Origin of the sequence: Bacillus sp. BML-BC051 (assembly GCF_019656175.1) — a bacterium.
GTDB classification, from domain to species: domain Bacteria; phylum Bacillota; class Bacilli; order Bacillales; family Bacillaceae_G; genus Bacillus_A; species Bacillus_A mobilis.
The window spans coordinates 1-19460 of record NZ_BPLI01000006.1 but is presented as its reverse complement, the minus strand read 5'-3'; the positions used below and the strand labels follow the sequence as shown (position 1 = coordinate 19460).

General features: G+C 34.1%; 17 protein-coding genes and 2 pseudogenes. 4 read left to right on the top strand and 15 right to left on the bottom strand.

The genetic code is table 11. From position 1 onward, the window contains the following. Positions 1–294 precede the first annotated feature (294 nt). On the bottom strand, positions 295–1032 hold the full coding sequence (gene gpmA, locus K5S59_RS01980) for a 2,3-diphosphoglycerate-dependent phosphoglycerate mutase (RefSeq protein ID WP_000594143.1): 738 nt from the start codon (positions 1030–1032) through the stop codon (positions 295–297). 166 nt (positions 1033–1198) lie between these two features. Further along, a complete protein-coding gene (locus tag K5S59_RS01975; protein WP_000191903.1) occupies positions 1199–1681 on the bottom strand; it encodes a MarR family winged helix-turn-helix transcriptional regulator in 483 nt (160 codons plus the stop codon). A gap of 107 nt (positions 1682–1788) precedes the next feature. Between K5S59_RS01975 and K5S59_RS01970 the strand changes: the two genes are divergently transcribed. Next, positions 1789–3474: an alpha-keto acid decarboxylase family protein gene (locus K5S59_RS01970; protein ID WP_120450171.1), complete on the top strand. Its 1686-nt coding sequence runs from the start codon at positions 1789–1791 to the stop codon at positions 3472–3474. Positions 3475–3523: 49 nt separating this feature from the next. Here the strand turns inward: K5S59_RS01970 and K5S59_RS01965 are convergent, their stop codons facing one another. The 6 genes from K5S59_RS01965 to K5S59_RS01940 form a co-directional block, all read right to left on the bottom strand. Next, complete coding sequence (locus K5S59_RS01965; protein ID WP_120450169.1) at positions 3524–3931, bottom strand: VOC family protein; 408 nt, start codon at positions 3929–3931, stop codon at positions 3524–3526. Positions 3932–4038: 107 nt separating this feature from the next. Continuing rightward, positions 4039–4761, bottom strand: coding sequence for a class I SAM-dependent methyltransferase (locus K5S59_RS01960; RefSeq protein ID WP_120450168.1), 723 nt, complete (start codon positions 4759–4761; stop codon positions 4039–4041). A gap of 98 nt (positions 4762–4859) precedes the next feature. Beyond that, positions 4860–5621 (bottom strand): ABC transporter ATP-binding protein, encoded by a 762-nt coding sequence (locus K5S59_RS01955; protein WP_087986181.1) that lies wholly within the window; start codon positions 5619–5621, stop codon positions 4860–4862. Positions 5622–5630: 9 nt separating this feature from the next. Continuing rightward, complete coding sequence (locus K5S59_RS01950; protein ID WP_098258769.1) at positions 5631–7970, bottom strand: ABC transporter permease; 2340 nt, start codon at positions 7968–7970, stop codon at positions 5631–5633. 6 nt (positions 7971–7976) lie between these two features. Further along, entirely contained in the window at positions 7977–9239 is a 1263-nt protein-coding gene (locus K5S59_RS01945) for an MFS transporter (RefSeq protein WP_002071747.1), read from the bottom strand. 42 nt (positions 9240–9281) lie between these two features. Then, complete coding sequence (locus K5S59_RS01940; protein ID WP_001223574.1) at positions 9282–9920, bottom strand: TetR/AcrR family transcriptional regulator; 639 nt, start codon at positions 9918–9920, stop codon at positions 9282–9284. Positions 9921–10400: 480 nt separating this feature from the next. Between K5S59_RS01940 and K5S59_RS01935 the strand changes: the two genes are divergently transcribed. Then, a complete protein-coding gene (locus K5S59_RS01935) occupies positions 10401–10613 on the top strand; it encodes a hypothetical protein (RefSeq protein WP_000033155.1) in 213 nt (70 codons plus the stop codon). Between the two features lie 692 nt (positions 10614–11305). Continuing rightward, on the top strand, positions 11306–12586 hold the full coding sequence (locus K5S59_RS01930) for a BclA C-terminal domain-containing protein (protein WP_000032816.1): 1281 nt from the start codon (positions 11306–11308) through the stop codon (positions 12584–12586). Positions 12587–12692: 106 nt separating this feature from the next. On the opposite strand, the gene K5S59_RS01925 is transcribed toward K5S59_RS01930, so the two are convergent. The 6 genes and pseudogenes from K5S59_RS01925 to K5S59_RS01905 form a co-directional block, all read right to left on the bottom strand. Further along, positions 12693–12836, bottom strand: a complete 144-nt coding sequence (locus K5S59_RS01925; RefSeq protein ID WP_000498644.1) for a hypothetical protein — start codon at positions 12834–12836, stop codon at positions 12693–12695. A gap of 116 nt (positions 12837–12952) precedes the next feature. Then, complete coding sequence (locus K5S59_RS01920) at positions 12953–13288, bottom strand: DUF1064 domain-containing protein (RefSeq protein ID WP_033656051.1); 336 nt, start codon at positions 13286–13288, stop codon at positions 12953–12955. Between the two features lie 792 nt (positions 13289–14080). Next, positions 14081–14353: pseudogene (locus K5S59_RS30625) on the bottom strand (hypothetical protein). Between the two features lie 172 nt (positions 14354–14525). Next, on the bottom strand, positions 14526–15866 hold the full coding sequence (locus tag K5S59_RS01915) for a DEAD/DEAH box helicase (RefSeq protein ID WP_002071750.1): 1341 nt from the start codon (positions 15864–15866) through the stop codon (positions 14526–14528). Positions 15867–15939: 73 nt separating this feature from the next. Further along, positions 15940–16209, bottom strand: coding sequence for a hypothetical protein (locus K5S59_RS01910; RefSeq protein ID WP_000054892.1), 270 nt, complete (start codon positions 16207–16209; stop codon positions 15940–15942). 319 nt (positions 16210–16528) lie between these two features. Next, entirely contained in the window at positions 16529–17215 is a 687-nt protein-coding gene (locus K5S59_RS01905) for an MBL fold metallo-hydrolase (protein ID WP_000691180.1), read from the bottom strand. Positions 17216–17461: 246 nt separating this feature from the next. On the opposite strand from K5S59_RS01905, the pseudogene K5S59_RS01900 reads away from it, so the two are divergent. Next, positions 17462–17752 (top strand): annotated as a pseudogene (locus K5S59_RS01900) (YkvA family protein); the annotation flags it as partial. A gap of 8 nt (positions 17753–17760) precedes the next feature. On the opposite strand, the gene K5S59_RS01895 reads toward K5S59_RS01900, so the two are convergent. Beyond that, complete coding sequence (locus K5S59_RS01895) at positions 17761–19224, bottom strand: recombinase family protein (protein WP_000872534.1); 1464 nt, start codon at positions 19222–19224, stop codon at positions 17761–17763. Positions 19225–19460: the final 236 nt, after the last annotated feature.

Sequence of the window (19460 nt, the reverse complement as noted above, 5' to 3'; positions counted from 1 at the left end):
AGTAGCAAGTAGCCCTTTGTATGACAATAGTAGCTACTAGCAATGTAAATTTGGTTATGTGAGTGTACTTCTTAGATGGTTACCACCTCTTTTTACCCCGCATTAACGGGCAGTAAGACCCCCACCTGAAAATTTTGCAAAAGCATAGAAGTTAGGTAGGGGATCAACTGCCCATAAAAGCCCGATTGGTTCAACTAATAATCAATGGGGGATGAACCCCCCACTGATTAAAGTTTCACTTTATCATGAATCTACATTGTATATGTAGACAAGCATGCGTTTCAAATTTTCATGTTAAAAAGAAATATGTTTCGGAATTTCCCCTTTTGGTACTTTTCCGTCCATACTTAAATAATAATGACGAATCGGACGTAAATCATCGTCTAATTCATAAACGAGTGGAATGCTCGTTGGAATATTTAATGAAACAACACCATCGCTTGAAAGGTTATCTAAGTATTTCACTAGCGAACGAATCGTATTACCGTGTGATGAAATAATTACCTTTTCACCACTTTTTAATGATGGCGCGATTTCTGAATGCCAATAATCAAGTACTCTTTTCTCCGTATCCACTAAACATTCAGTCAATGGAAACTCACCTTTTTTAAGTGCTTTATATTTTGGATCATTCATTTCATATCTAGGATCATCCTCAGTAAGAGCAGGTGGTCTTACATCAATACTTCTTCTCCAAATATGAACTTGCTCCTCACCATACTTTTTCGCAGTTTCATCTTTATTCAACCCTTGCAATGCACCGTAATGTCTTTCATTTAGCTTCCAAAATTTATGTACTGGTACCCAAGCAAGATCCATCTCATGAAGTACAATCCATAACGTCCGGATTGCTCGTTTTAATACAGATGTATAAGCTACATCAAAAGTATATCCATTTTTCTTTAATATTGCTCCTGCTTCTCTCGCTTCACTTAATCCATTCTCTGATAAATCTACATCAGTCCAACCTGTAAAGCGATTTTCAAGATTCCATAAACTTTGTCCGTGACGAATAAGTACAAGTTTTATCATAATAATTCCCCTCTCGGAAATGTGAATTGTATTGTTCCATTGCGTACACGTATAAAGTATCTAGTAATGTATCTTTTTATCCATTCACTCTATGACCAATCCATAGTTGCCAAATGTATGGATAAAATTTGTTCTTTTTCAAACTATAAAACAGATATATTTCTTATTATGTTTGATCGATTGCAACTTCTCGCTTCGACATCCAAGCATCAAAACCTGATCGGCTATTTGCCATTTCATTCATAACTTGATGCCAATTTTCTTCACACGATTCACCAAATTTTGAAAAAATAGCAACCATTTGTTGTCTTTGTACATCGCTCAATTTTTTCTCTAATTCAGTACCTTTTTCTGTTAATGATAACTGTTTCACACGACGGTCATGTGTAGCTTCATTACTCTCAATTAAACCCTTTTCCACAAGTTGTCGTAGTGGTCCGTGAAGAGCTTGTTTACTTATTTCTAATAGTGATAATAACTCATTTACACTTATCCCTGGAAAGCGTGCAATAAAAAATAAAATTCGGTGATGTACTCGTTGTATGCCATACTCTTTTATAATTTCATCTGGCTTTTCAGTAAATGTTTTATATGCAAAGTAAAATAATGCTAATGCTTCATTCATCTGTTCTTCTTTATGTTGTGTCATCTACTTTCCCCCTGTATGTAAATTATACCACAATCCAGTAATCAATATTTTAATGAACGCATTGGAACTTCTTTAGTCTGTTGAAATATTCATTGCATAAGTAGGAGATGATTCACTTGAAAACGCAATATACTGTTAGTACATATTTATTAGACCGACTAAGCGAATTAGGAATTGAACATATTTTTGGTGTCCCTGGTGATTATAATTTGGCTTTTTTAGATGATGTAGTAGCACATGAAAAGTTAAAGTGGGTTGGTAATTGTAATGAATTAAATGCGGCATATGCTGCTGATGGATATGCTCGTATAAAAGGAATCGCCGCTCTTATTACCACTTTCGGTGTTGGAGAGTTAAGCGCCATTAACGGTGTTGCTGGCTCATACGCAGAAAACGTACCAGTTATAAAAATAACTGGTACGCCAACAACTAAAGTAATGGAAAATGGAGCACTTGTTCATCATACGTTAGGTGATGGAAAGTTCGATCACTTTTCTAATATGTATCGAGAAATCACAGTAGCACAAACAAATTTAACAGCTGAGCATGCCGCTGAGGAAATAGACCGTGTATTACGTGCATGTTGGAGTGAGAAACGCCCTGTTCATATTAATTTGCCGATTGATGTGTATAATAAACCAATTAATAAACCTACGGAATCAATTTTACATAAACCAGTTGTAAGTAATAAAGAAGCGCTGGATAAAATGCTGATACATGCAACTTCAAAAATTAATAGTGCCAAAAAACCTGTTATTTTAGCTGATTTTGAAGTGAATCGTTTTCATGCGGAAGAATATTTGTATCAATTTGTAAAAAAAACAGGATTTCCTATCGCAACGCTAAGTATGGGGAAAGGAATATTCCCTGAAAAACACCCTCAATTTGTAGGAATTTATACTGGTGATGTTAGTTCCGCATACTTACGAAAAAGAATTGATGAATCTGACTGTATTATTAGTATTGGAGTGAAATTAACTGATACTATTACTGGGGGCTTTACACAAGGTTTTACGAAAGGGCAAGTAATAGAAATCCATCCCTATACTGTAAAAATCATAGATAAAACATATGGGCCTGTTGTAATGAAAGATGCTTTAGAACAATTAAGTGATTTAATCGAACATCGCATAGAGGAAACACTTGAAATTAAGCCCTTTATTTCAGAATCGCTATCGATTACTGAAGAGTTTAATCCAAAAGCACAATTAGTTACACAAAAACGTTTTTGGCAACAAATATACCATTTCTTACAAGAAAACGATGTTTTAATTGCAGAGCAAGGAACACCTTTCTTCGGTAGTGCTGCTATCCCTTTACCAAATAACACTACATATGTAGCACAACCATTATGGGGATCGATTGGCTATACATTACCTGCTCTACTCGGTACACAGCTCGCTGATTTATCGCGGCGTAACATTTTAATTATTGGTGATGGTTCTTTCCAATTAACTGTTCAAGAGTTATCGACTATACTCCGTCAAAATTTAAAACCGATTATATTTTTAATTAATAACAATGGATACACTGTTGAACGTGCAATTCACGGCCAAAATCAACTGTATAATGACATACAAATGTGGGATTACACAAAACTCGCAAACGTATTCGGATCAGAAGAAAAAAGTCTACCTTGTAAAGTGGAAAATGAAATAGAGTTAGCAGAAGTCTTAACGAATATAACTTTAAATAAGAATCAACTTATCTTTATTGAAGTTGTAATGAATCAAAGAGATCAGCCTGAATTGTTAGCTAAACTCGGTGAAAGATTCGGTAAACAAAATTCTTAATAAGAAAAAGCGTAGCTATAAATGGGCTACGCTTTTCTTATCTTATTTTTTATTCCGCCAGCGTCAACTGCCAAGACACACCATATTTATCATTTAACCAGCCAAACTTTTTGCTAAATGGATAGGAACCTAACGGCATTAGTACAGATCCATCCTGTGCTAGTTTATGAAAGACCGTTTCAATCTCTTCTTCTGTCTCACAAGTTACATAAAGAGACATAGATGGTGTAAATGTAAAACCATGCTTGACATAACTATCAATGCACATGAATTCTTGGCCATTTAACGTAAAGGTTGCATGAATGACAGAACCCTCTTTACCAGGTCCATTTTCATCGTAACGAGAGATATTTACAATTTCTGATTGATCGAATAGCGACGTGTAAAAATTCATCGCCTCCTCAGCTTTACCTTCGAACATTAAGAACGTAGTAATTTTTTGATTTGTGTTACTCATATAGAGACAGCCCCTTGTTATGTATTTATGTAAAACATACATCGGCTAACAAAACCGAACGTACATTCTTATAAGTATATTGTCTATAAAAACGATAAGTTTGTCAATTATCTACTTTCTAATTTCTTCTTAAATAATGCTGTCCAAAGAAATGATTCTCCAAACATAGTATTTGGTGGTTCAATTTGCTTCATCTTTCTAATTTCAATCACTTCAAATTCATTAAATATCTCTCTTAATTTTTCTTCAGAGTATGCAAGACCACCTTGTAGACTCCACCCTCTATATACGTCCCAATCTGTTATTTCTGATCCATTTCGTTCATCTAAATCACCTGCCGCAAAACATGTTAATCCAAAATAACCACCCGATTTCAAGGAGTTTTTAATTAAATTCACATAATGTATTCTTCTATGCGGTGGAATATGATGTAAACAGCCCGAATCGTATACAAAGTCAAAATCATTTTGACACTCTAGATTAAAAATTGAATCACAAATAAAATCAATTTCTATTCCTTTTGCTAAAGCCCTCTCTTTGGCCCAATTAATGCCCTCTATAGATAAATCCACTGCGGTTACATCAAACCCTTCAGCCGCTAAATAAATAGCATTTCTTCCTGGGCCACATCCAAGCTCCAGCACTTTCCCTTTGGAAACCCATTCTGTTTCTATATATGAAACTAGATTTTCATCTGGAACATTTTCAAAAAACGGAACATCTTTTTCTCTATTCGCATAAAATTTATTCCAAAATGGTTCTGCCGGTCTTAATAATGAATCAAGCATTTGAATAATATCTTCTTGCGTGTGCAACGTTTCATTTTTCATTTGTATCCCTCCAAATTTTAACAGTCAGAAAATTATTATATATCTTTCAGAACTTTCATACAAAGAAAAACTCCTACATTTAATAGGAGTTTTTATCTTTAAAATCCAAGTACAGCTAACCATTTTAATAGATTCTCTTCTCGCACTTTCAACTCATTATTCCTAAGCTTACCTAATTGAATTTCGCTAACAATTTCTCCATCCAACATAAAAAGAACTCTTTCTGTTTTCGCTGCTACCTTTACATCATGAGTCACTAACATAATAGTAGTTCCATCACGATTAATATTTAGTAATATTTGCATTACCTCTTCTGTTGATTTTAAATTTAGAGCACCAGTTGGCTCATCAGCAAAAATAACATTTGGATTATTGATAAGCGCTCTACAAATAGAAACTCTTTGTAATTGGCCTCCAGATGCTTCGGTTATATAATGAGACGCTATATCACTTATCCCCATTTTCCTCATTAGCTCCAGAGCACGTTGATTTACTGTTTCCTTACTCTCGCATTTCGCTAAATATGCTGACAAGATGATATTATCAAATAGATTCAAGTTTCTTAGAAGGTTGCTCTGCTGAAAAATAAATCCTATTTCAGTAAGGCGCAATTTGGCTAACGCTTCTTCTTTCATACATGATATTTCTTTACTATCAATTTTCACACTTCCTGATGACATTTGATCCATTCCACTAATATTATATAATAACGTTGATTTCCCAGAACCAGAAGGGCCCATGACCGATATAAATTCTCCTTCATAAATCTCTAAATCTATATTTTTTAGCACGTGATATTTTGTATTTCCATCTATTGAATATGTTTTGTTTAATTGCTTTACTTCTAAAATTTTTTTCACGTTACACCCCTACTCTCCACTTCGTTTTAAATCATCTGTTTGTTTCATATTAAAACTACTGAAAAGTATTGTTGCAGTCACAGATATAAATAAAATAGCTGGACATATTACATAAGAAACGATAGGGTTTACGGCAAACTTTATATGAGCCGTTCCCATAAATGAGCCTAACCAACTTACTAACATTTCACCAAACGTAGCAGCTAGTAATGTCCCTATTACAATGCCTATTAATACAATGACAATAGAACGAGTTATATACTGTATACGAATATCTTTGTTAGAAAAACCAATACTTTTCATAATTAATATTTGTGAAGAGTCTTTTGCCAATAACATTTTAAAAAACATCGCAGTAATTAAAACTGATATCAATATAGCAATCAAAATTGCCACTTGCGTCACGAGTCTTAATTGTTTAATTGTCTCTCCTAAAGTTTGCGTTAAATAATCATCTGTATCTGTTATTTTTGCAAAACTAAAATTATGCTTATACTCCTTCACTTTTTCTTGTAAATTCACAGTAGGCTTCATATCTACGTTTACTACATACCATAATATATTTTCGCTATTATAAGAGAAGCTCGCTTTAGCTGTTTTCCCACCATTCGTTACATCTTGATATATCCCACTAATAGTTAGTGCTTTTTCTTTTCCTTCTACAAATAAAACGATTTCATCCCCTACATTCTTTTTTAATTCATTTGCGTTCATATACGAAAGAGCAATTTCATCTTCATTTTTTGATGCCATGCCTTGAATATAGTCTAATGGGAATTTAGTGAAGTCTCCCATTTCTACATTTAAGTTTTCATGTGTACCATCAGCGTTTACTATTTTAAATGTACTCGTAACAAATGTTGCATATTTTTCTACTTCTTCATCATTTCGTATATATGAAATAACGTCCTTAAATCGTTTCTCTATATTTTCAGATTGCTGTATATCTATTCGAATGTCACTCTTTCCTGTTCCCATATAATTTACAAACTTCGGTGACTGAATCGTATACAAAAAGTTAACAGGTACAACAATCATGAACACAGCTATGATTAAAACGATACTTAATACGCGATATAACTTAAAGCGTTTTACGACATCTTGTATACCAATAAATATATTTACATTTATAATTTTAGTTTGAGAGAGAGAAAAAGAACTTTTCACCTTCCCCTTTCCTAGATTATCTCTTGATTGTAAAGCGTCTATTGCTGTAATTCTCCTGAAATTCCGCAAAATAATACGACAGAAAAGGATAACAGCTAGAAATAACAGAGTTGTGACTATTAATGTTACAATAAAATGTAAAACACTTGTATTTGCTGTTCCCATATAAAGTGAGATATTAGCGGTAAATATTTTTGTAACAAATAATGAAAGAATATATCCACATATACACCCGCTAGCAGCAATAACAACGTATTTTGTTACGTATAGCCTTTGAATCTCTTTACTTGTAATGCCGATAGCCTTCATTACACCTATTTCCCGATAATCTTCTTCCATAGAAGTCATAATCGTAAATCTAATACATAAACTTGCGATTAACATTAATAATGCACTTATTATAATGAGCACTGCAGCTATTATTCCATCTGTTAATGAATTGAGTGTTTTAAATAGTGAATACGTAATAGAGGGACCTTTTTGAGGTAAGTTCGATGATTGGTATAGAATTTCAAATTCATTTATTTTATTTACATCTGTTAGCTGAAATTCAATAAGATATTCGCTTTCTCCAAAATTTCCCTTTATTCTTTCGAAGTCTTCATCACTTATTACAAATCGTTTGGAACTAACAATTGATGGGTTCATTTGAACATCACGAACAAATGACGAAATAGTCAATTCTAGTTCATTATTATTTTTAACAACCCATATTTTATCTCCAATACGCAATTTATATTTTTGCATATAATAAATTGGTACACCTATTTCCCCTTTCCTAACATTGATCACTTCATTATTTAAATCTAATAAAAAGTCAAAATTACTATTTTGTTTAACGAAACTAATGTCCATTACACTATTATGTTCCGCTTCATTTTTCTTCTTTATAAAAATGTTAGACCCGCCAATTTGAATCATCTCAGCCGTTTGCTGTTTTTTTACAAAAGGAGTTTTCGCTACAAATGAATCGATTGACTTTTGATGTATTTCTCCGGCATGCATTTGTACGAAGTGCGGTGCGTTTGATACTTTAAACAGTTGATTCATCGAGTTCAATAGATTTATAACGTTACTTGAAGCACTAGCCATTAAAAGACTTGATAACATGATAAACATAAATAAAATGGTAATTATCATTTTATTTTGAGAGAAATCTCTTTTTAACATTCTCCTAATCATATGAAGCTAGTTCCCTTCATTCCATAATATTTTCCTCGTCAATATCGCTATTATTATCATTATGAAACTAATAGCTAATATAGGTAAATAAATTTTTATATTGAATTCTTCAAACATAAAACCATAAATAATTTGCCCAATTGGCGCCATACATTGAGATACCGCAGTTATAATTGCCATTACTTTTCCTAGGTTTTCATTTGGTGTTTTCTTTTGGACTACAGTAATTACATAGATGGATACAATTGTCATGATCATTGCGATTAGAATAGAAGAAAGTATAAAGAGGATAAATGGTGGATAGTGTCCTAAATTAAGAATAAATGGCGTAACTGATAGTGACATTGGTATAACTAATAAAGCTATTAAAAGCATCCAGTAATGCAATGTTTTCATCTGTAGCTTTTTCGCAAAAAAACCTATTGATAATGCCCCTAAAATAGTAGCAAAATCGATCAATCCCATTCCAATTCCGTATAACATGTCGCTACTTTTCATTGTTACTCGTATAATAATTGGAGCACCAACAACAAATAACGGTGTCAGTATTAAATTTAGTAATGCAGCTAAAAGCATAGATTTCAAAATAAATGGTTGTTTTAAAACGTATATAAAGCCATCTTTCATATCCTTTACAATTGTCGGTATGATATGGCTTTCTTGCGCTCTTTTTATAAAAGGTATTGTAATAAACATTTCTAAAATCGCAGATAAAAAGAAAGCAAGACAGCTTATTATTACGAGCGTTTTCAAACCAATTATGCCGTACAATATTCCTCCTAATACAGGAGCAACTATGTTAGATAATGCTTGCACACCATTTACGATACCGTTCGCTTGTTCTAACCTTTTCTCTGGAACTAATTGCGGAATACTCGCCATTACAACTGGTGAGTACATTGCACTAATGACTGCAAGTAAAAACATAATAGTTCCAATTAATATAATAGATACCGATCCAGTAAATAATAAAACTATAAAGCTTAATACAATCGCAGCGTTTATAAAATCAAAAGTGACCATTAAATTACGGCGATTGAAACGATCAGCTATCGCTCCGCCAACAGGGGCTAACAAAAACGGAATACTCGTAACCGCATATAATCCTGCGAATATATCAGCACGCCCTGTTATATCTAACACATATAACGACAGAGCAAAACGTAAAAGTGTTGATCCTAAAATAGTAATAATTTGCCCACTCACCATTAAGCGAAAATCTTTCATAGAAGATTTTATACTTGCTGGCATACTCATCACACCCTTCATTTAATTTAGACCGACTGTCGGTCTATAATAACTAAACAGAAATCATGATTTCTGTTTAGTTAAAAACTCCAGCATATAATCAAAGGATCCTTCTTTCGCTCCAACAGATGCTTCCATCATTTTTATATAAGCTTTCGCTCTTCTCATCATTTCTACCGGCTTCCACTGGAATAAACCTTCATCAAATATGACTTGTGCTGAAGAGAGTAATAATTCAATCGTTTCTTGTGGGTATGGTGTAGAAAATACGCCTTCATCGATTCCTTGTTCTAAAATCTCTGCTAAAACAGGAGATAAATGAATAATGGATTGCACTATACTTTTTTGATGCATTTCCGCATTATTTGGCTGATGAAATTGTTCAATCATTTTATCTTTAACATCTCCTGATTTTGGTGATTGCTCCATCAAGACTCGAAATAACTTTTCTAAAACTGGGATATTTGGATTGGAGACGATTACTTTCGCTTTAGCAACATCATCTTTAACGATCCTCATGATGATCTCATCCATTACTTCTTCTTTCGACTTAAAATAGTGATAAAACGTCCCCTTCGCTATCCCTATCTCTTTTAAAATGTCATTTACTGTTGTTTTCGTATAACCTTTCGTAATAAATAAACGTTCAGCAGTTTCTAAAATTTCCTTTCTACGCTCCTCATACTCCTTTACTATTCGCATTCATGTTCTCCTTCCCATCAGACCGACTGTCGGTCTATTTAAATTATATGTTTAGTTAGTAAAAAGTTTCCTATTATCGTACATATACACCATCTTACTTTCTATTTCCTTTATAAACTTTTATTTTTTAACGTCCGTTCAATTTATTTAAAACATATCTCATGTTTCTTATCGTCACCTTTCATTTTAGGAAAAGAACGATGCCCCCGCTTGATCCTATTTTTCTTGATTCTTCATTCAGACGCACAATACTTTGTATTTTTTCAGCTCCTTTACCACAAGTCTACGCATCTCCTTTTCATCGATGGCTTCAAAAAATGAAAATTGATTCATATGATACGGTTCTCTTCAGTTCGATCTATTTACTTATGAATGGATTATTTTGTTAAATATGCAATATTGCATATTTCGTACTTTTAATTTTCTTATATGCAATAATTTGTTTATAAAAATACAAAACATTAATAATGGGTGATTTATATGAGCAAGTTCCGAAAGAAGATGATTAAATATCTGCAAACATTTTGGGGATGTTTAGCATTTGGTGTATTAATGTTTGCTATCTTCTTAATTATGGATTTAACAGATACGCCTTTAAATTCATTAGGCTGGAGAGACTGGTTAGGTTCTGCAGCAGGTGCAGCCATTTTATCTGTTGGGATGTTTACTTTAAATAAATTGGATTTAAAATAAATATTCGGTCAATACTGTATGTAGGCTGTATGCCAAATCTCATTTAAAGTATTTTTCCCTGTATCTCCTTGTATTGAGCAGTTAGCTTTTTCTAGCTGCTCTTTGTTTGTAAAAAACGAACTCAATTGACTACACGCACATATAATGTTCTGTGTTCCTTTCTTTATAAATTGAAATAGTCATTACAAAATGAATCTCGTCACGAGAGCACTTTATTGAGTGCTCTTTTTTGATTTTTGAATACTTATTAAATGAAATTTTTATTATAAATAATGAACTTTCAACGCTACTCAATTGTAAATATACATACAATACTATTGTAAAGGGGCGCTTTTATATGAATCCATATCAAAGAATATCTTTAATAATGGTTATTTTAGTACCACTCCTTTTCTTAACTGTCACCCTAGTAACTGGTCGATGGGCTTTCTTTTTTTGGAGCCTACTGCCTAGTTTCTTTAGTGGAATAATAGCCTTCAACGCTTTTCAAAAATCACGAAAATAGACAAAACACTTTACAAAGAGTGCCTTTACAAGGTGCTCTTTTTGGTATGGAATGTGAAATAGAGGCTTGCTCTTAAAACCTTTCATGTGATTTTTATAGTTTTTCCTTACACCCGTATGTCTGCTTGCTCATAAGTTGTTAAAGTATAAATATAAATTGGCTAGTAGTTTATAACGGAGGTGTAAAAATGAGTAAATTTAAAAAGAAATGTCACACCCCATTTCCATGTGCCTTTCCGTTACCTCAAATCGGGTCTACTGGATTAACCGGTGCTACTGGGCCTCTGGGACCGACTGGAGCTACCGGACCTTCAGGTGGACCTCCGGGACCTACCGGGCCTACTGGAATTCAAGGGATTCAAGGTAACCTGGGACCTACTGGTCCTCAAGGTATTTCTGGACCTCAAGGGATTCCTGGGATTTCTGGATCTATTGGTCCAACTGGACCTACTGGAATTCAAGGTATCCAAGGCATCCAAGGCATTCCTGGCATTCAAGGTCCTATTGGACCGACTGGAATAACGGGGGGCACTGGAATTCAAGGGATTCAAGGCATTCAAGGGATTCAGGGGATTCAAGGGATTCCTGGCCCGACCGGCCCTCAAGGGATTCAAGGCATTCCTGGTTCTGTAGGTCCAACTGGAGCTGTTGGACCTACAGGCCCTTCTGGCGGAGCACCAGGACCAACGGGCCCGACTGGACCAGCTGGAGGACCAACCGGAGTGACTGGCCCCACTGGACCAACTGGGTCACCAGGATCAACCGGACTTCAAGGTATCCAAGGGATTCCTGGCCCCACTGGACCTCAAGGAAGTCAAGGTATTCAGGGGATTCAAGGTAATCCGGGGCCTATTGGTCCTATTGGACCCACTGGAATAACTGGGGCGACTGGAATTCAGGGTATCCAAGGGATTCAAGGTAATCCAGGACTTATTGGACCTATCGGCCCGACTGGCCCCACTGGGCTTCAAGGTATCCAAGGCATCCAAGGCATTCCTGGGCCTACTGGATTACCAGGAACCGCTGGAGCTACTGGGCCTACCGGTCTTACAGTATCTGGGTTATCTCATTATGCTTATGTTTTCAATACAGTAGCTCAAGTTGTTGCCTTAGAAGCACCTATTCTTTTTAATTCACATGGTAGAATGACCTCTGGTTTTACTCATACGCTGGGAACTTCTCAATTAATGGTTCTTAATGCAGGAGATTATAAAATTTCTTTTTCTGTATCAGGAGTTGAGCCTAATCAATTCACACTTTTTTTAAATGGTGCTCCGATTCCCAGCGCAATTTATGGATCAGGTGCAGGAACTCAACCAAACAACGGCCAAACAATCCTCGCTTTAGCTGCAGGTGATATTATTACCCTTAATAATCATACTTCCGCTGCTGCAGTTACTTTGCAGACTTTGGCAGGTGGAACACAAACAAATATAAATGCCTCGATTGTAATTGAAAAATTAAATTAAATTAATTTAATCATTTATTTCTTGAAACTCTGGCAGTAAATAACCTAGAGTGGATTCTTTTTTAACAAGCAGTTAGCTTTTGCTAGCTGCTCTTTTCCTACAAAATTCAAATTGTATTAAACTTTATTTCCATCATTATTTTTTGCATAACCACTATTTTATTTTCCTCTGCTCTAAAACCAAAATAGAGTAAGCCACAAGTAGCAAACGAACCTAATACGGATACTATAATGATTCCTAACCAGAACATAACGTAGCTCCTCCTATACATGAATTCAGACATTTATAAAAAACTTAAAATATATAAATGCAACGTAAAACACTTGTTATGATTGCTGTCATTCGCACTATTTGTTCGTTATATAATCAAGATGCAACAAGCGACAAATGTGGGAAATAATATTCGAACATTTTCTTTTTAATACTAAAGGTGTCAGTTACTACACCTTTTACATCACCGTTTGGCAAATAGATCATGAATTCTGCTTTATATGTAATTGCATCAAACCGTTTGCCATTCTTTTTATAACCAGGTTGTAGAACAAACGATGGTTGCAATTCGATTGCCTGTATTTCACCTGCACCTTGCTTTTCTTTTAACAGCTCATAATATTTAGACTCAGCTTCTAAATTAAAGATACAACCATCTAACTCAACCTTTTTATTGTTATATTTGCTCTTTGTTTTTCTCTTTTGTTTTATTAATTAGCTGATTAATTTCACAGACATCATTTATCAAACGTTCCATGTTTCTTCACCCCTTGAATATTTTTCAAATAAAAATACATACTATTTTCAAGCCGCCGTGTCCACGGCTAATACTTCTTTCTTTTGTTACAGCAGAAGCAGGTAGGTTCTTCACTTATCTGCTTTCTCTGTATATTTTTTAAGAAATCGAAAATAATACCAACAAGCTGTTTGAACTAGCAGCTTCACTCTTCTCGTAATGGGGATGCAATTTATTACAATGAGCTAACTCATTGAACTCACTGGCAGACAACCAAAATCGTTGTCTGCTTTTTGTATGAGATTTTTCGTTTTACATATACTACTTTTGAACCTGCAGACCAATACGAACCATTTTGGTGCTTGGGATTTCCCTTCCTGGGGATAAGTATTTTTTACTTATCCCTTTTTGTATAGACACGTACATTTAAGGTAAAGCTAATTACAAGCAGATTTTCTGTTTATGCGTAGTTCTAAACAAGAATACTTTTTCTCCTATTAAAGGACGGCAGGTACGACTGCTAGTCCTTTTTTCTTATATCGCATACTATCCCTTCAGGTAACTTCGTACTACATTACCTTCATCGTCGTAGTAAGCAATTTCCCAATAAGGATGGCAGTTGTGCTTCTCAAGTTCCCCATCGAGCAAAACGAACAAATTAGTTTTTCAGTTTCCAACGATCGTATCCCAATACGAGTTAAATCCTTCATAAACTTCTCTTGTTCCATTTCAGTAATTGCGGAATGTGTAATGAAAATACTCGCTCGCTACATTACCTTTTCTTTCAACCAAAGTATTCTGCCGAAATAGTAGACATAATAAGTTCCGTTCTCTTTTTGCTGCAGCATAACATTCCCGTACCGTTTGAATGTGTTACGAATTTCTTTCACCAAATCGTCCAATTCTTTGTTAGCAAAAAATGTTTTCGTATCGTTATACCAATTGATTTTTTCATAACCCGTATCATCATCAGGGCGCTAGTACGAATTGTTTTCTCTCGATTTTTTTTCGATTAAATATTGTTCATACGTAAGTTGCACTTGTTCTTGAATTGCGACATGGCAGTAATACCTTTGCTCTACTGGTTTTGGACTATAAAATTCATTTTAAATACGGTGAATGAAATTTTTGCTTTTTCTCGGCATCACCCTTGTTGTCTACAAACAAAAAAAGAGCCGCAACACTTTGCGACTCTTTTTGAATAATAACTATTTAACGGCCACGTCTTTGCTGACCTTGTTTTGTACTACTTTTCTTATTACTTGGCTTATTAAATGATCGATTGTTATCATTTCTCGAACTATTTCTTGGGCCACCTTTTGAACCACTTCTTGAACCTTCACGGCTATCTCTTTGGCGATATTGATCTGATTTCTTTGGAGCCGGCTTTGGTACCGGTTTTCCATTTTCATCTACACGTTTTATCTTTGGTTGTTCGATTATTTCTCTTTGCAGTGGTGCACCAAGCGTTTTTTCAATTTCTTCTAAATGTTTTTCATCTTTCGCTGCAACGAATGTAATTGCAATACCTGATCCACCTGCACGTCCTGTTCGGCCAATGCGGTGAATATAACTTTCTACATCTTCAGGAATGTCAAAGTTAAATACATGCGTTACACCATCTACATCAAGTCCACGAGCTGCTACATCAGTCGCAATTAAGTACTGAATTTTAGCTTCGCGGAAACTCTTCATGACTCTTTCACGTTTCGCTTGAGGTATATCACCATGAAGTTCAGCACAATTATAACCTAGTCCTTTTAAATTATCATACAGCTTACTTGCTCTAACCTTTGTACGACAGAAAATAACTGCTAAAAATGGCTGATCACGATCCATAACAAAACGAAGTGCATCTGGCTTTGCACGATCTGTCGTCTCAATGACACGCTGCTCAATTGTATTTACCGTTACTTCTTCACTTTGCACTTGAATCATTTGCGGCTCATCCATATAACGTTTCGCCAACTTTTTAATATCTTTTGGCATCGTTGCTGAGAATAACATCGTTTGTTTACTATCAGGTGTCTCATCTAAAATATCTTCAATATCGTATAAGAAACCGAAATAAAGCATTTGATCCGCTTCATCTAGTACAATTGTTGAAAGATTACTTAAATCAATTGTTTCACGACGTATATGATCTAATAATCGTCCTGGTGTCGCAACAACAATATGTGTATTGCCTTTTAATTTTCTCAATTGTTGTGCTACATCTTGCCCGCCATAAATCGCTAGTACATTAATATCTTCTCTTTGAACAAGCATTTTTTTTATTTCAGTTGTAATTTGCAGTGCTAGTTCCCTTGTTGGTGCCACAATTAAAGCCTGAACATCACTACACTCTGGATCGATTTTTTCTAAAATCGGTAACACGAATGCTAACGTTTTACCCGTCCCTGTTTTCGCCTGCCCAATAATATCTTTACCTGACATAATAACAGGAATTGCCTGCTCTTGAATTGGTGTTGCTTCTGTAATTCCATTTTCACGTAATGTATGATTAAAAGTTTCACTAATTCCTAATTCTAAAAAATTTTTCAAATAGACCACTTCTTTTCCTTATTTTTCACATTAGCTTTCATTGTACCATTTGTTTCGCCAAATATGAAAAATAAAAAAATTCTTATCTTCTTTTTTTATATTCATCGTGTACTAGTTGGACAAATTCTATTTGTTTTTTCTCTGATTTTATTAATGCTTCCATGTTAGTAGGAGACAAAATACACTTTTTAATTTTTCTATTACTCCAAATTATTTTTGTATACTTTGCATCTTCGTGTAGCCTTCGAAACCACTCGAATTCACTTAACTTTGCAATATGATGTTTTAGTCTCATGTCATTTCGAGGGTAAAATGTAATTATAGCCATTATTACATCAAGAAGTAAACTCATCTTCTCCCCTCCTATACATATATATTTCAAATTTACGGAAATATAGTTACAGGGTGATAAAATTGACCACAACATTCATAAAGATATTTTGCATATTTTTCTTACTATATTTTCAATCGACCTCAATTATTATGGCAAAAGCTCAAACAAATGTGATAAGTGAATTTAAACAAGCTTTACTCAAAAGTGATAAAAAGTTAATGCGGTTATATGTAACAGAAGGGGTTGAACTACAATATTAATGATTTGATTAGAATTGTGGAATCTATGAATTAAAAAACCGATCTTTTCAATATAAGAAAGATCGGTTTTTAATATTTTATAAAATGAGTTTTCCTCCATGATAGCAATAATAACTTGCTGCTTTAAGGTTTTTAATTCTTTTTAGAGATTCTTCCGCTTTTTCTAAATCTAAACAAAAACTTGGATTAGCTATTACTAATTCATGATTATCTTGAACAGCCGCATCCCCTGTAATTACACAGTTTGAATTCGGGAAATATAATGAAATATGCCCCGAAGTATGTCCTGGAGTCGCTACTATTTGACATTCATCATTCAAAATCATTTGACCATCATATACTTTTTCATCGACGGAAATATGTCTTATATTTTTTAACTGTTGTATAAACCATTCACCAAATTCTTTCTCTTCAATTGGCATACGTTCTAACATTTCTTCAGCTTGAACTAATCTCTCCGATTTTATTTCACCATTAATGTAGTGACATTCAATTTCACTAGCAATAATATTAACTTGAGGATATTTCACTTTGAAATCATATAAAGATCCTATATGATCGTCATCATAATGAGTAATAATTATATTTTTTAAGTTTTTCATCTCATACCCATGTTTTAAAATTGCTTCTTCAATTAAAGGTGAAAAATTGATATAACCTGTATCTACTAAAGTTAATTCATTGTTTACTATAACTAAACTCGGATAAATAAATTGTTTTTGCCCATTAAATTCATATTCAATTGGTAGTTCTATTATCTTCATTTTTATTCCCCCATACCCGTTATTAAATGTTTAATAATATATAAATCATCCACATACATTTTACTGTACATACTTATGTAACGAAACACTGTAAGTCGTTACATAACAAACATTCTATTATTTTGAACAGGTAATTCCTTATTTTTATGGAAATATACAATAAGATAAATAATAAAATTGATTACTTCCCCACTTTTTTGTCTATCCTTTTAAAAAAATCTCTGTTTTAGTAAAAGGAGTGTTTATATGGAGAAACAGACACTTTGGAAAAAATTCAAAAAAAGCTCAGCGAACCTCGGGAAATCCAGCGTATATGAAAGTATTATTTTATACTACACAATGAGAAAAAAAGAGCTACCTACTAAAGCGAAATTCATAATATTAGCCGCTTTATCCTATTATGTATTAGCAATCGACTTCATTCCAGATATAGCTGCTATTATTGGGATCGGCTTATTAGATGATGTTTTAGCAATTGCTATAGCGCATAAATTTGTAATGCGCCATGCGGATGCCGACAGCCTATATAGACAAAAATATAACTACTATTCTTCAAATCTATATCGGATATCTATCGCCCCATTTTGGCTTATGTCTATTCGTGCAATTAATTTCTTAAAAACCGGATATAGATTTTCAGAATCCTCTAGCAACTTAAATGCATCTTTTACCTTCTGCTGCTCGACTATTAACGCTTTAACGTCATCCAATTTTAAAATTTCTAACTCTTTTTCTTTTATATTTTTCGCAAAGTTAGCATCTCGTTTGGTAAAAGTTGCTTTATCGATAGATCCACCATCTAAATACAAATCTAATAAACGCTCTCTTTTTATCTCTAATTCTTTCTTTTCTTTTCTTAATTTCTTCTGCTTTTCTTGATGTTTATCTTTATCATTCAATTTAAATACTTTTTCCAAATCTCTCTCTTTTTCCTTTAATTTTCGCAACACAAGAGAACGCAATCTTTCATACCTTAGTCCGGAGTGTTTGACGCAACCACGCCCACCAGTCAACTTATACGTGCCGCACGTTAAATAACCATAATTAAGCTCTTCACCTTCTTTGTTTTTATATTTGTAAGTGTGTAGAACAAACGGTGAACCACAATGAATACAACGTGCTATTCCTCTTAATTCATTCGTTACTGCTACACGCCGCTTTATTTTTTTATTTATTTTGGGGTTATTTATTTTATCCCATAACGGACGTTCAATTATAGCCGGATGATGATTTTCAAATACTGCCCACTTTTCTCTAGGCTCTTGAATCCGCTTTTTTCTTCCGTCTACTTTTACCTCTGTAGACCTCCCCATTACATAATCACCTTTATACATAGGATTCGTAATTATTAGCTTCACAGCCGAATAAGTCCACAATTTCCCAGATCTCTTATACTTACCAACATCATTTAGTGCATTAGAAATTCTCAAATAGCCTAATCCATTGTCATATAATTCATACATTTCCCGAACAATTTCAGCTTCTTCCTGATTAATCACATATTTCTTATCTACAATTTTATAACCATACGGAACTGTCCCACCAGTGTACTCTCCCCTTCTTACCTTAGCCGCTAGCGCTGCTGATATAGAAACGGATAATGTCTTAGGTAATTGGGATGCAAACATTGCATACATCTCAAACTTCAAATCATTTTTCCCTTCATAATAACTGTCATAACCTTCTTCAATCGTCACCAATCGGACACCATGCCCTAACAGTATCTCCTTGATTTCTAATGCGTCCCTCAAATCTCTTCCCAGTCGATGAATAGATTTAAAAACAACAGTATCTAATTCTTTTTTACGAGCTTTCCCCAAGATCAACTGCATCGCACGTCTTTCTAGCCATGCTGTTCCAGAAACAGCTTCATCTTTATAAATTGAATTTTCATCCCACTCGAATCCGTTTTTTTCAATCCAGTATCTACAGATTTCAATCTGATTTTGAATCGATGAAACTTGCTCATCTTTATCAGTGGATACACGTACATATACAGCATATTTCAACTAATATCACCCTCCCACATCCATCATGATTATGACACCATTATATAACTCCTGGAGTCATATGGCAATCTATTACCAAAACAAAAAGACGACTTTCTACAGTCGTCAAAATAAAAATATATAAATCTCAAAAATTTAGGAGGGGGTAAACAATACACAACAACATCTAATAAAAACAAAAAAGAAAAAGAACCCCCTCTATAAAAAATATACCTTATATATATAATATAAATATA